Origin of the sequence: Micromonospora sp. DT47 (assembly GCF_049844475.1) — a bacterium.
GTDB lineage: Bacteria > Actinomycetota > Actinomycetes > Mycobacteriales > Micromonosporaceae > Micromonospora.
Window position 1 is genome coordinate 122119 of record NZ_JBNCLC010000012.1, and the last position, 13304, is coordinate 135422.

The 13304-nt window shown below is 73.5% G+C and carries 12 protein-coding genes; 8 read left to right on the forward strand and 4 right to left on the reverse strand.

The window, feature by feature from the left end:
- The 8 genes from pucL to alc are packed head-to-tail and all read left to right on the forward strand — an operon-like array spanning window position 1 to window position 9425.
- Entirely contained in the window at window positions 1-870 is an 870-nt protein-coding gene (gene pucL / locus ACLQ2U_RS19795; protein ID WP_425752172.1) for a factor-independent urate hydroxylase, read from the forward strand.
- Window positions 870-1754, forward strand: a complete 885-nt coding sequence (locus tag ACLQ2U_RS19800) for an FAD binding domain-containing protein (RefSeq protein ID WP_425752173.1) — start codon at window positions 870-872, stop codon at window positions 1752-1754. The genes pucL and ACLQ2U_RS19800 overlap by 1 nt, the downstream gene beginning before the upstream one ends.
- The gene (locus ACLQ2U_RS19805; RefSeq protein WP_425752174.1) at window positions 1751-2290 is read left to right on the forward strand and encodes a (2Fe-2S)-binding protein; all 540 of its coding nucleotides are present in this window, start codon (window positions 1751-1753) and stop codon (window positions 2288-2290) included. The genes ACLQ2U_RS19800 and ACLQ2U_RS19805 overlap by 4 nt, the downstream gene beginning before the upstream one ends.
- A complete protein-coding gene (locus tag ACLQ2U_RS19810) occupies window positions 2287-3666 on the forward strand; it encodes an 8-oxoguanine deaminase (RefSeq protein WP_425752175.1) in 1380 nt (459 codons plus the stop codon). The genes ACLQ2U_RS19805 and ACLQ2U_RS19810 overlap by 4 nt, the downstream gene beginning before the upstream one ends.
- Window positions 3663-5927: a xanthine dehydrogenase subunit D gene (gene pucD, locus ACLQ2U_RS19815; RefSeq protein WP_425752176.1), complete on the forward strand. Its 2265-nt coding sequence runs from the start codon at window positions 3663-3665 to the stop codon at window positions 5925-5927. The genes ACLQ2U_RS19810 and pucD overlap by 4 nt, the downstream gene beginning before the upstream one ends.
- Window positions 5927-7108: a DUF6986 family protein gene (locus tag ACLQ2U_RS19820; protein WP_425752177.1), complete on the forward strand. Its 1182-nt coding sequence runs from the start codon at window positions 5927-5929 to the stop codon at window positions 7106-7108. The genes pucD and ACLQ2U_RS19820 overlap by 1 nt, the downstream gene beginning before the upstream one ends.
- Window positions 7105-8415: an allantoinase AllB gene (gene allB / locus ACLQ2U_RS19825; protein WP_425752178.1), complete on the forward strand. Its 1311-nt coding sequence runs from the start codon at window positions 7105-7107 to the stop codon at window positions 8413-8415. Before ACLQ2U_RS19820 ends, allB begins: the two co-directional genes overlap by 4 nt.
- On the forward strand, window positions 8412-9425 hold the full coding sequence (gene alc / locus ACLQ2U_RS19830; protein WP_425752179.1) for an allantoicase: 1014 nt from the start codon (window positions 8412-8414) through the stop codon (window positions 9423-9425). The genes allB and alc overlap by 4 nt, the downstream gene beginning before the upstream one ends.
- A 120-nt stretch (window positions 9426-9545) precedes the next feature.
- Here the strand turns inward: alc and ACLQ2U_RS19835 are convergent, their stop codons facing one another.
- The 4 genes from ACLQ2U_RS19835 to ACLQ2U_RS19850 form a co-directional block, all read right to left on the reverse strand.
- Window positions 9546-9971: a VOC family protein gene (locus ACLQ2U_RS19835; RefSeq protein ID WP_425752180.1), complete on the reverse strand. Its 426-nt coding sequence runs from the start codon at window positions 9969-9971 to the stop codon at window positions 9546-9548.
- Between the two features lie 303 nt (window positions 9972-10274).
- A complete protein-coding gene (locus ACLQ2U_RS19840; RefSeq protein ID WP_425752181.1) occupies window positions 10275-10664 on the reverse strand; it encodes a DUF1330 domain-containing protein in 390 nt (129 codons plus the stop codon).
- Window positions 10665-11080: 416 nt separating this feature from the next.
- On the reverse strand, window positions 11081-11671 hold the full coding sequence (locus ACLQ2U_RS19845) for a YceI family protein (protein WP_425752182.1): 591 nt from the start codon (window positions 11669-11671) through the stop codon (window positions 11081-11083).
- Window positions 11672-11766: 95 nt separating this feature from the next.
- The gene (locus ACLQ2U_RS19850; protein ID WP_425752183.1) at window positions 11767-13239 is read right to left on the reverse strand and encodes an alpha/beta fold hydrolase; all 1473 of its coding nucleotides are present in this window, start codon (window positions 13237-13239) and stop codon (window positions 11767-11769) included.
- Between the last annotated feature and the right edge of the window lie 65 nt (window positions 13240-13304).

Here is a 13304-nt window from a genome sequence, read left to right on the forward strand (position 1 = left end):
ATGGGCATCGTGCTCGGCGCCAACCAGTACGGCAAGGCGGAGACGCGGGTCGTGCGGGTGGTCCGTGACGGGCCGCGGCACGAACTGCGCGACCTGAACGTCAGCACCTGTCTCGCCGGTGACCTCGCGGCCACCCACCTGACCGGCGACAACGCCAACGTACTGCCCACTGACTCGCAGAAGAACACGGTGTACGCCTTCGCCAGGCGACACGGCGTCGACCAGATCGAGGACTTCGGGCTGCTCCTCGCGCGGCACTTCGTCACGTCGCAGCCGGCGATCACCAGGGCCCGGGTCGACATCGAGGAGTACGCGTGGCAACGGCTCGGCCCGCACTCGTTCCAACGGGCGGGCGGGGAGGTGCGTACCGCGTCGGTGACCGTCGACGGCGACGGGACCCAGGTGGTGTCCGGGCTGACCGGCCTGGTGCTGCTCAACTCGACCGACTCGGAGTTCGCCGGCTTCGTGCAGGACCCGTACACCACGTTGCCGCCCACCAAGGACCGGATCCTCGCCACGGCGGTGAACGCGCGCTGGCGGCACGCCGGCGACCGGGCGGCAGACGGGACCGGCGGCTGGGCCGACTCCTACGCCGGGGTGCGCGCCGCCCTGGTCGCCGGCTTCGTCGAGACGTACAGCCTCGCACTGCAGCAGACCCTCTACGCGATGGGTGAGCGGGTGCTGCGTGAGTGCCCCGGGATCGTCGAGGTGCGGCTGTCCCTGCCCAACAAGCACCACCTGCCGGTCGACCTGGCGCCGTTCGGGCTGGACAACCCCGGCGAGGTCTTCGTCGCGACGGACCGCCCGTACGGGCTGATCGAGGGCACGGTGCGCCGCGACGACGCGCCGGCGGCGGACGGGGCCTGGTGATGGACTTCCTGCAACCGGGCACCTGGTCCGAAGCGCTGGCGGCGAAGGCGGCCCACCCCGACGCGGTGCCGATCGCCGGGGGCACCGACGTCATGGTCGAGCTGAACTTCGACCGCCGTCGCCCGCCCGCGCTGCTCGACCTGACCCGGGTGGGCGCGCTGACCGAGTGGGGGTACGACGGTGACCTGCTGCGCGTCGGGGCGGGCGTGACCTACCGGCGGATCATCGACGAACTCGGTGACGTGCTCCCCGGCCTGGCGATGGCGGCGCGCACGGTGGGCTCCCCGCAGATCCGCAACCGGGGCACCGTCGGCGGCAACCTCGGCTCGGCATCGCCGGCCGGCGATGCGCACCCGCCGCTGCTGGCCACCGACGCGCGGGTCGAGGTGGCGTCGGTGCGGGGCACCCGGACCGTGCCGGTGAACGAGTTCTTCACCGGGCCCAAGCGGTCCGTGCTGGCCCCCGACGAGCTGATCTCGGCTCTCCTGGTCGCACCGGCCGCCGGGCCGCAGCAGTTCGCCAAGATCGGCACCCGCAACGCCATGGTGATCGCGGTCTGCTCCTTCGCGCTGGCGCTGCACCCCGACACGCGCCGGGTCGGCACCGGGATCGGGTCCGCCGCGCCCACGCCGCTGCGCGCCCACCAGGCCGAGGAGTTGCTCGCCGCCGAACTGCCGTGGCGCTCGCGCGGCCCGCTGCCCGTTCCACTCGCCCGGCGCTTCGGCGAACTGGTGGCCGCCGCCGCGGCGCCGATCGACGACGTACGTGGCACCGCCGCCTATCGCCGGCAGGCGCTGGCCGTGCTCGCCCGGCGCACGCTCGGCTGGGCCTGGGCGCAGTTGTCGGCGATGCCCAGGCAACGGGAACCGGGGGTCCGCTCGTGAGAATCACCTGCACGGTCAACGGCGAGCGCCGCGAGGCCGACGACGTGTGGCCCGGCGAGAGCCTGCTCTACGTGTTGCGGGAGCGGCTCGCCCTGCCCGGTGCCAAGAACGCCTGCGAGCAGGGCGAGTGCGGCTCCTGCACGGTCTACCTCGACGGCCTGCCGGTCTGCGCCTGCCTGGTCGCCGCCGGCCAGGCGCAGGGCCGGACGGTGGTCACCGTCGAGGGGCTGCCCGCCGGGGTCGGCGAAGGGCTACCCGCCGAGGCGGGCGAGGGGCTGCCCGCACAGGACGGCGAGCTCGACCCGGTACAGCGAGCCTTCGTCGAGGCCGGCGCCGTCCAGTGTGGATTCTGCACCCCCGGCCTGGTGGTCGCGGTCCACGACCTGCTGGCCCGCAACCCGCGGCCCGCCGACCCGGACATCCGCGAGGCGCTCGCCGGCAACCTGTGCCGGTGCACCGGCTACGAGAAGATCATGGATGCGGTACGGCTGGCCGCCAGGACGGCGCGAGCCGCGCCCGCGGGAGACGCGGGATGATCATCATTGAGGGGGGCGCGGTCGCCACCGTCGACGCCGACGGCACCGAGCACGCCGACGGTCACGTGGTGATCGGCGACGACGGGCGGATCGTGGCCGTCGGCGCGGGCCACGCCGACGTCCTCGACGGCGGCGAACGCCAGCCAGCCGAGTCGGTGCGTCGGGTCGATGCCACCGGCTGCCTGGTCACCCCCGGCCTGGTCAACACCCACCACCACCTGTACCAGTGGGCCACCCGCGGCTTGGCCCAGCAGGAGGACCTCTTCGGCTGGCTGACCGCGCTCTACCCGGTGTGGGCCGGTCTGGACGCCGGCGTGGTCGCCGCCACCACCAGCGCCGGCCTGGGCTGGCTCGCCCTGTCCGGCTGCACGACGAGCACCGACCACCACTACGTCCACCCGTCCGGCGGCGGCGACCTGATGGCCGCGCAGGTCGCGGCGGCCGGCGAGATCGGCCTGCGCTTCCACCCGTGCCGCGGCTCGATGGATCTGGGCGCCTCCGCCGGTGGGCTGCCGCCCGACCACATCGTGGAGAAGACCGACGCCGCGCTCGCCGCGACCGCCGAGGCCGTCGAGCGCTTCCACGATCCCGCACCCGACGCCATGGTCCGGGTCGCCGTCGCCCCCTGCTCGCCGTTCTCCGTCACCTCGACGCTGATGAGCGAGGCCGCCGCGCTGGCCCGCAGCACGGGCGTCCGGCTGCACACCCACCTCGCGGAGACGGTGGAGGAGCAGGCGTACTGCCTCCAGACGCACGGCTGCACCCCGGGCGAGTACGCCGAACGCCTCGGCTGGCTCGGCGACGACGTGTGGCTGGCGCACGGCGTACACCTCGACGACGCCACGATCGCCCGCTTCGCCGCCACCGGCACCGCTGTCGCCCACTGCCCCAGCTCCAACGCGCGCCTCGGCACCGGGATCGCCCGGGTCCGCGACCTGCTCGACGCGGGCGTACCGGTGGGCCTGGGGGTGGACGGGGCCGCGTCGCAGGAGACCAACCAGCTCGGCGCCGAACTGCGCCAGGCGGTGTACGCCGCGCGTCTGCGGGGCGGTCCGGCGGCGCTGACCGCCCGCGAGGCGCTCGCCCTGGGCACCATGGGCGGGGCCCGCTGCCTCGGCCGCGCCGGTGAGATCGGCTCGCTGGAGGTGGGCAAGCTCGCCGACCTCGCCGTCTGGCGGCTCGACGGGCTGGGTCATGCCGGCATCGACGATCCGGTGGCCGCGCTCGTCCTCGGCCCACCCGCTCCGGTGGAGCTGCTGCTGGTCGGCGGGCGGCCGGTCGTGGAGCGCGGCGAGCTGCGCACGGCCGACGAGCGGGACCTGGTACGGCGTACCCGGCAGGCCCATCGCACGCTGATCAGGAAGGTAGGGCCATGACGACGGTGCAGCCCGGGGTGAGCGTGCCGGTCGGCGGCGGGGTGGGGCACAGTCCACACCGGCCGGACGGCACGCTGAAGGTCACCGGCGAGTTCGCCTTCTCCTCCGACCTGTGGGCCGACGACATGCTGTGGGGCACCACACTGCGCAGCCCGCATCCACGGGCCCGGATCACCGGCATCGACCTGACCGCCGCGCTGGCATTGCCCGGGGTCCACGCCGTGCTCACCGCCGCCGACGTGCCGGGCGCGCCGTGTTACGGGCTGGATGTCGCCGACCAGCCGGTGCTCGCCGCCGACGAGGTGCGCTACCAGGGCGAGCCGGTGGCGATCGTGGCCGCCGACCACCCGGAGACCGCCCGCCGGGCGGCTGCCCGCATCGTCGTCGACTACGCGGTGCTGACCCCGGTCACCGACGCCGAGGCGGCGCTGGCCGCCGGCCAGCTCGTCCGCCACCTGCCGATCCGGCGCGGTGACCCGGACGCCGTCGGCCCGGTCGTGGTCCACGGCGACTACGAGGTCGGCATGCAGGACCAGGCGTTCCTCGGGCCGGAGTCGGGTCTGGCCGTGCCGGCGGAGGACGGCGGGGTCGACCTGTTCGTCGCCACCCAGTGGCTGCACGTCGACCAGAAGCAGGTGGCCGCCTGCCTCGGGCTGCCCATCGACAAGGTACGGATCACGCTGTCCGGGGTGGGCGGGGCGTTCGGCGCCCGCGAGGACCTGTCGATGCAGGTGCATGCCAGCATGCTGGCCCTGCACACCCGACGCCCGGTGAAGATGGTCTACTCCCGCGAGGAGTCCTTCTTCGGGCACGTGCACCGCCACCCGGCCCGGCTCCGGTACGAACACAGCGCCACCCCCGACGGACGGCTGGTGTCGGTGCGGGCGCGCATCCTGCTCGACGGCGGGGCGTACACGTCCACCACCCCGGCGGTAACGGCCAACGCCGCCACCCTCGGCATCGGTCCGTACGAGGTGCCGAACGTGGTGCTGGACGCCTACGGCCTCCACACCAACAACCCGCCGTGCGGGGCGATGCGCGGGTTCGGGGCGGTGCAGGCGTGCTTCGCCTACGAGTCGCAGATGGACAAGCTCGCTGCCGCGCTCGGGCTCGACCCGGTGGAACTGCGGATACGCAACGCCATGACGACCGGCTCGGTGATGCCGACCGGACAGGTCGTCGACGGCCCGGCGCCGGCGGCCCACCTGCTGGAGCTGGTCCGCGACCGGCCGGCCCCGCCGCCGGCCACCGGCGATCCGCGGGAGTGGCCGGGCGGGGTCGCCAACACCACCCACGGCGAGGGCGTGGTCCGCGGGGTCGGGTACGCCATCGGCATCAAGAACGTGTGCTTCTCCGAGGGGTACGACGACTACGCCACCGCCCGGGTCCGGCTGGAGGTGATCGGCGGGCAGCCGGCGGTGCTGGTGCACACCGCCGCCGCCGAGGTCGGCCAGGGCGTGGTGACCGTGCAGGCGCAGATCGCCCGTACCGAGCTGGGCGTGCAGCGGGTCACCGTGGCCACCGCCGACACCGCCGTCGGCAGCGCCGGATCGTCGTCGGCGTCGCGGCAGACGTACATGACCGGTGGGGCGGTGCGGGCCGCGTGCCGTGCGGTACGGGACCGGCTGCTCGCCCGCCTGCCCACCGGCGACCTCCGGCTGGCCGGCGGCAAGGTGGTCACGGCGTCCGGGGCGGTGGTCGCCGACCTGGCCGAGGTGATCGGCGACGAGCCGGTCGAGGAGACGGTGGTGTGGCGGCACCGGCCGACGTACCCGCTGGACCCCCGGACCGGCCAGGGTGACGCGCACGTCCAGTACGCCTTCGCCGCGCACCGGGCCACCGTCGACGTCGACACCGAACTGGGCCTGGTGCGGGTGGTCGAGATCGCCACCGCCCAGGACGTCGGAAAGGCGGTCAACCCGCAGGCGGTGCTCGGCCAGATCCACGGCGGCACCGCGCAGGGCCTGGGGCTCGCCCTGATGGAGGAGATCCAGGTGGTCGACGGGATCGTCCGCAACCCGTCGTTCACCGACTACCTGATCCCAACGATCCTCGACATGCCGCCGATGACGGTCGACGTGCTGGAGCTGGCCGACCCCGGGGCCCCGTACGGTCTGCGCGGGGTCGGTGAGCCGCCGACCATCTCGTCCACCCCGGCGGTGGTCGCCGCGATCCGGGCGGCGACCGGACTGGCGCTGACCCGGGTGCCGGTGCGCCCGGAACACATCTGCGCCCTGCCGGCCTACGAACTGATCGACTGATGAGCCGGCTGCCCGAGGGCGTCTACGCCGAACTCGACGAACGGCTCGGGCCGGTCGACGCGGCGCTGCGGGCCCGCTACCCGGGCGGGCGGGGCCGCCGCCAGCCGGTGCACACGGTGTACGTGCCGGCCGACCGGGTCCGGCCAGGTCTGGTCGACGAGTGGGGCGCGGCGGCGCTGGGGACACTGGCCGAGCACCCGCCGCTACCGTTTGCCGCCGAGCTGTCCGACCGGGTGATCGCCAAGCTGCGGCGGGAGCCGATCGAGGATCTGCGGATCGACTTCGAGGACGGGTACGGCGTACGCGACGACGACACCGAGGACGCCGCCGCGCGGTCGTCCGTCGCGGCGCTGCGCGAGGGCACGGTGCCGCCGTTTGTCGGGTTGCGGATCAAGAGCCTGGAGGCGGCGACCCGGCACCGGGCGGTACGCACCCTGGACACGTTCCTGGAGGCGTACCTGGACGCGTTCGCCACCGTGCCGGACACCTTCGTGGTCACCCTGCCGAAGGTCAGCGCCCCCGAGCAGGTGGACGCGATGGTGCTGCTGTGCGCGCGGCTGGAGCGGGCGTACGGGCTGCCGGCCGGTGCGCTGCGCTTCGAGGTGCAGGTGGAGACCCCGGCCGCGGTGCTCAGCGCCAACGGCACCGCGACAGTGGCGCGGCTGATCACCGCCGGCGGGAACCGGCTGTCCGCCCTGCACTACGGCACGTACGACTACAGCGCCGCCTGTGGCGTGGCGGCGGCGCAGCAGAGCCTGGCGCATCCGGTGGCCGACCACGCGAAGGCGGTGATGCAGGTGGCGGCGGCCGGCACCGGCGTCCTGCTCTCCGACGGTTCGACCAACGTGCTGCCGGTGGGCGGCACCGAGGCGGTCCAGGCGGCCTGGCGGCTGCACGCCGGGCTGGTCCGCCGCTCCCTGGCGGCCGGCTTCTACCAGGGTTGGGACCTTCACCCGGCCCAGTTGCCGACCCGGTTCGCGGCGACGTACGCGTTCTTCCGCGACGGCGCCGCCGCCGCGGGTGACCGCCTCGCCCGGTACCTGCAACGCCGCGCGGGCGGGGTGCTCGACGAGCCGGCGACCGCCCGGGCGCTGGCCGGCTTTCTGCTGCGCGGGCTGGACTGCGGCGCCCTCGACCCGGCCGAGGTCGGTTTCGCCCGCGAACACCTGGAAGCGCTGTGAACAGCTACGACCTGGTGGTGCGGTCGCGGCGGGTGGTGCTGCCGGACGGGCCGCGGCCGGCCGCGGTGTGCGTCCGCGACGGGCGGATCGTGGCGCTCGAGGAGTACGACGCGGTCGGCGGCCACGACCTGGGTGAGGTGGCGCTGCTGCCCGGCCTGGTCGACACGCACGTGCACGTCAACGAGCCCGGCCGCACCGAGTGGGAGGGGTTCGCCAGCGCCACCCGGGCGGCGTTGGCCGGTGGGGTCACCACGATCGTCGACATGCCGCTGAACTCGCTGCCGCCGACGGTCAGCGTCGACGCGCTGGCGGTCAAGCGGGCGGCGGCCACCGGGCAGATCCACGTCGACGTGGGCTTCTGGGGCGGCGCGGTGCCCGGCAACACCGGTGACCTGCCGCGGCTGCACGCCGCCGGGGTGTTCGGGTTCAAGGCGTTCCTGATCGACTCGGGGGTTCCCGAGTTCCCGCCGTTGGACCCGGCCGGGCTGGCGGCGGCGCTGGACGCGGTGGACGCCCTGTTCGTCGTCCACGCCGAGGACCCGACCGAGGTGACCGACCCGCCGTCCTCGCGGCGCTACGCCCACTTCCTCTCCTCCCGGCCACCGACCGCCGAACGGCGGGCGGTCGGCACGGTGCTCGACGTGGCGCGACGTACCGGCGCTCGGGTGCACATCCTGCACCTGTCCGCCGCCGACGCGCTGCCGCTGCTGGCCCAGGCGAGGGCGGCCGGCGCACGGGTGAGCGCCGAGACGTGCCCGCACTACCTGACGCTGGCCGCCGACGACGTACCGGACGGGGCGACCGAGTTCAAGTGCTGTCCGCCGATCCGCGGGTCCGGCAACCGGGAGCGGCTGTGGGCGGCGCTCGCGGCGGGCCTCGTCGACTGTGTGGTCTCCGACCACTCCCCCTGCACCCCCGCGCTGAAGTGTGGCGACACTGGTGACTTCGCGGCGGCGTGGGGCGGCATCGCGTCGGTACAGCTCGGCCTGCCCGTGGTATGGACGGCGGCCCGGCGGCGCGGCCACCCGCTCGCCGACGTGGTGCGGTGGATGGCGACGAGCCCGGCCGCGCTGGTCGGGTTGCGACGCAAGGGACGCATCGCCGTCGGCTGCGACGCCGACCTGGTCGCGTTCGACCCGGACGCGCCGGTCACCGTCGACCCGGCGGCGCTGCACCACCGGCACCCGACCACGCCGTACGCCGGTCAGGTGCTCACCGGCGTCGTCCGTGCCACCTGGCTTCGCGGCATGCCCGTCACGCCCGGCGGACCACCGCGGGGGCGGCTGCTGGACAGGAGTGACGAGTGAACGACTTCACCGCGCTGCCGGACCTCGCCTCCCGCCTGCTCGGCGGCGGCGTGGTCGACGCCAACGACGAGTTCTTCGCGGCGCGCGACAACCTGGTCACCACCGAACCGCCGGTCTTCGCCGCCGGCACCTTCGGCCCCAAGGGCCAGGTGTACGACGGCTGGGAGACCCGCCGCCGGCGGGAGCCCGGCCACGACTGGGCGGTCGTCCGGCTGGGCGCCGCGGGTGTCGTGCACGGGATCGTGGTGGACACCGCGTACTTCACCGGCAACTACCCGCCGTACGCCTCCGTCGAGGGGTGTCACCTGGAGGGCTACCCGAGCCCCGCCGAACTGGCCCGCGCCGACTGGTCGACGCTGCTGCCCCGCGCGCCGCTCGCCGGGGATACCCGCAACGCCTTCCCGGTCAGCCACGAACGCCGCGTCACCCACGTACGGCTGTCCATCCACCCCGACGGCGGCGTGGCGCGGCTACGGGTGCACGGGGTGGTCGTACCCGATCCGCGCCTGTGGCCCGACGGCCGGCTGGACCTCGCGGCGCTGGAGCACGGCGGGCGGGTGGCGGGTTGCAGCAACGGGTTCTACGGCGCACCGCACCAGCTCATCGCGCCGGGCCTGGCCCGGGTGATGGGCGACGGTTGGGAGACGGCCCGGCGGCGTGACGGCGGCAACGACTGGGTCGTGGTGCAGCTCGCCGCGCCCGGCCGGATCCGCCTCGCCGAGCTGGACACCACGCACTTCAAGGGCAACGCACCGGACGCGGCGACGCTGCGCGGGGTCGACGCGCGGACGGCGGACCGGGACGACCCGTCGGCGTGGTTCGACCTGCTGCCGCGTACCCGGCTGCAACCGGACACCCGGCACCGGTTCCCGCTCGACGACGTCGCGGTGGCGACGCACGTGCGGCTGGACGTGTTCCCCGACGGCGGGATGGCACGGTTGCGCCTGCACGGGGTGGTCGACACCGACGACCTCGCGATCCTGGCAGGGCGCTGGCGGCAGTCGCGGTAGGACGACGCGGCTTCTCCGCCATGAGCAACACGCTCTCGGCCGCGGGCTGCAGCGCCGTGCGGGCGAGTACGAGCCGACCGCGGCCGGCGCGCGCCGGCCGGCGGCTCCGCAGGCCCGCCACTACTTGGCGAAGATCTGCGACTCGTCCCGGAACGCCTTGAACTCCATGGCGTTGCCGGCCGGGTCGCGGAAGAACATCGTCCACTGCTCCCCCGGCTCGCCGGCGAACCGCAGGTACGGCTCGATGACGAACTCGGCGCCGGCGGCGCGGATCCGGTCCGCCAGGGCGTGGAAGTCCTCGATCGACAGGATGAGCCCGAAGTGCGGCACCGGTACGTCGTGCCCGTCGACCGGGTTGCGGCCCGCGTCGGCCTGCCGCGCCGCCGGTACGACGTGGGTCACCACCTGGTGGCCGTAGAAGTTCCAGTCGACCCAGGCGTCGGCCGAGCGCCCCTCGGCGAGCCCGAGTACGCCGCCGTAGAAGGCGCGGGCCCGCGCCAGGTCGTCAACCGGAATCGCGAGGTGGAACCCGGGACGGGTCGTCATCATCTGCTCCTTCTCGTAACCGGCGTGCCCGTTCGGACGCGCCCCCTGCTTGGAAGGGTGCAACAACGGGCCTTCCGCTACCACATCTGTGCGCTGTTCGGGGCTGGTACGGACGCGGTGCCTTCAACGGCGCAGCCGGCGGGAGCACTCGCCGTCGTGGTCGGCGCGGAGCAGGCAGCGCCGGCCGCCGGGCATCCGCAGGTCGCAGAAGACCCGATGGCGTAACGTACCGCCGGCCATGCCGCACCACTCAGTCGCGCTGACATGGTCGGGACCGGCCGACTTCAACGCCGGCGGCGTGCGTCAGGACACCGCTTCGATGATGCGCAGGTCGCGTTCGGCTCCGTCGTCGAGCACCCCCAGCGCCTGCTGATAGGCGGGGCTGTTGTAGGCGGCGACAGCGGCGTCGACGCTGTCGAACTCGATCAGCGTCGTGCGCTCCACGGTCCCGGACTCGAACGCGCGAGCCGGTAGTCCGCGGGCCAGGAACGTGCCGCCCGCGGCGCGCATCGCCGGCCCGGCCAGCTCGATGTAGGCGGCTAGCTTCCCCTCGTCGTTGATGGACCGAAAGGTGTTGATCCAGTAGGCCTTCGGCATCGTCTCTGTCTCCTGTTCATTGCGCGGTGGTACGAACTCGGCGGCGCCATGGAAGTCATGGACGATGGCGGCGACTCGTCGAACCGCCGCCCGCACGCGGACGACTCCCCGGCACCGACGTTCCCACCCTACGGTCGAACGCGGGTGGCCATCCGGGCACCCCTGTGGGCCCCGTCCAACAACGGTGAACCCTTGACGCACCGGTCGGCGCGGGCTGCCGACCCGCGCCTGCGCGGCTCGGCCGACACTTCGATCGCTACGTTGGTTTTGCTACCGGCCGACGTTGGCCGCCCACTCGCCTACGCGTGACTTCGGCGCCATCCCGCGCCGACCTGGCCGTGCTCGACCGCAACCTGTTCGCCGCCGGCCCGGGACTACCCGCCGACGCGCGTCACCCACACGATCACCAACGGCACGGTCGTCTACGAACGCTCCTGAGGAGGCTTGTGGCCGGCACGAGCGGATGTATTGGGGCATGGACCGCCGGGGAGATCGGCGGATACGGAGGCCGGTCAACGTCCGAGGCTGACCTCGATCTCCACCTCGACATCGTCACGGACCTTGAGCGCGCCGAGAAAGGCCGAGTACGGCTTGATGCCGTATGCCGACTGGGTCACCGCCGTCGTGGCGCGGTACCGGTCGGGCCCCACTTCGCGCACCTCCACGTCGATGGGGGCGGCGACCCCGTGCAGTGTGAGAGTTCCGCTGATGGTGGCGGAGTCGTCGCCGGTGACGACCCGGGTGGACTCGAAGGTGGCCGCCGGGTGGCGGTCGACGTCCAGCGTCCGTCGGGCATTGTTCTCGATCTCGCCCCGGTCCTTGTCGGTCAGCGGCCGCACACCGCCGGTGCCCTCCCGCACGGCCAAGGGCCCCAACTCGACGCGAGCCGTCGCGGTGGCATCCGCCGGCCCCGTCTCGGGCACGTCCAGCTCCACCGACCAGTCGGTCACCTCGATGGTCAAATCGTGGCCGACGGTCGAGCCGACACCCTTGCGGCCCGTGCGCAGCAGCATGCGCCCGTTGTCCGGGCCGAACCGCAGGCGGCCGGTTCTGATCGCCACCCGCCCAGCATAGGCGAAATGACCATTGCCCACCCGGTCCACGCGAGAAGACTGATGGGATGTGAAGCGGGCTGGTGTGTGGCCGGATGGTCACGCCCATGGTGGCCCCATGCGAGTAACCGTCATGATTTCCGCTCCTATCCAGCCAGAACTCGGTCCATGACTGCGGCGAAGCGGTCTGGTTGTTCGAACATGGCGCGGTGCCCGGCGGTCTCGAACACGTACTGGTGTTTCAGTGGTGCGTCGAGCTGCTGGTACCAGTCCCGGAAGGGCTCGGCGAGGCCGCGCATCTCGTATCCGCCCTGCACGAAGTACACCGGTACCGCCAGCCGCGGCACGTCGCGTCGGAGGTCGATGTGCTGCATGTCGGGGTAGAGCGCGCTCCACGTGTCGAGAATCGCGTTCATCGTGTGGACTCTCTGGAGCACCGTGTACTCGGCCATGTCGAGGTTGAAGCCGGTGGCGCCCCTCGCGTTGGGGGTGTGGTCGTAGTCGTACGCCTGGGGCGCGTACATCATGATCGGCTCGTAGCGGTAGACGGTCCGGTACGGTGGCGGGCCCTGGTCCAGGAGCTGCCGGGCCAGGCCGTTCCGGCCGGTGGACCCGGCCCAGGCCAGAATGTCGTGATAGGCGATGCGGTCAGTGGTCACGAGGTCGACCGCTTGGCCGGTACCGATGTATGCGCGGTACTTCTCCGGTTGGCGCTGCACGGCGAGCACACTGATGATGGAGCCGCCCGAGTGCCCGAGCAGGTAAATCTTCTCCTGCCGGAAGCGGTGCCGGAGGTAGTCGGTGACCGCGAGCGTGTCGGCCACCTCGCTGTCCAGCGTGACCGTCGTTGTCGGGCCCAGCGCCGGGTACGACGAGCCGCCGCCGCGCCGATCCAGGGTCGCCACCACGAAGCGCCTTTCCAGCGCGCCGAGGTAGCGGCGCACGGTGCCGATCTCGGTGCCGCCCGGGGAGCCGGGGACGAACAGCAGCACCGGCGCCGCCGCGTCGACGCCGCGGATCATCATGCCGAGCCGATATCCGCCGACATCGATCTTGGCGAGCTCAGCGACCCCGCGCGGGCCGAGCGGGGCGGTACGGGCGGGAATTGCCACCGCCACCGTGACTGCGGCCAGCGCCGCGGTGAGCACTCCCGTGCCCGCCCGCCGAACCACGCTCGGCCATCGGCGGCGCTGGCCGGTCCCGGGGCCGGCCCCGGGACCGCCGGGAACCGGGGCGCGCCGGGTACGGCGGCTCAGACCCGCGCCGTAGGCGGTGCCGAGCACGAGTGGCAGCACGGACAGGGCGCCATGCACGCCCCGGCCGGTCACCAGGGCGATGATCCCGAACGGGCTCAGGTGCGGCGCGTCCACCGACGGTCCGCGTACCCCCATCCGGGTCACCTCCAAGGCCAGCACGAAGGCCGCGGGAGCCGTGAGCATGGACCACCGCGAGCGGCTGCTCCATCCGGCGGCCAGGCCCACCACGGCGCTGATCCCGATCGACCACAGCGCCTCGGCATTGGTCAACGGCCCGCGCGGCGTCCAGCGGGCCGCCACCACGCCCCACACCGCGGCCGCGACCACCACGACGGCCGGGCGCCAGAGATCCTTGACTGTCATGGGCCGAGGATGTGCCGGACCGGCGGCGGCCCACATCGGCTGGCGGTTGGGTGGCGACCCCCACC

What these genes read in the sequence shown, in the direction of transcription:
- ACLQ2U_RS19835 (WP_425752180.1), bottom strand. Translation starts at nt 9,971, where the DNA reads ATGACGACCCGTCCCGGGTTCCACCTCGCGATTCCGGTTGACGACCTG.
- ACLQ2U_RS19820 (WP_425752177.1), top strand. Translation starts at nt 5,927, where the DNA reads ATGAGCCGGCTGCCCGAGGGCGTCTACGCCGAACTCGACGAACGGCTC.
- pucL (WP_425752172.1), top strand. Translation starts at nt 1, where the DNA reads ATGGGCATCGTGCTCGGCGCCAACCAGTACGGCAAGGCGGAGACGCGG.
- ACLQ2U_RS19810 (WP_425752175.1), top strand. Translation starts at nt 2,287, where the DNA reads ATGATCATCATTGAGGGGGGCGCGGTCGCCACCGTCGACGCCGACGGC.
- ACLQ2U_RS19800 (WP_425752173.1), top strand. Translation starts at nt 870, where the DNA reads ATGGACTTCCTGCAACCGGGCACCTGGTCCGAAGCGCTGGCGGCGAAG.
- ACLQ2U_RS19850 (WP_425752183.1), bottom strand. Translation starts at nt 13,239, where the DNA reads ATGACAGTCAAGGATCTCTGGCGCCCGGCCGTCGTGGTGGTCGCGGCC.
- pucD (WP_425752176.1), top strand. Translation starts at nt 3,663, where the DNA reads ATGACGACGGTGCAGCCCGGGGTGAGCGTGCCGGTCGGCGGCGGGGTG.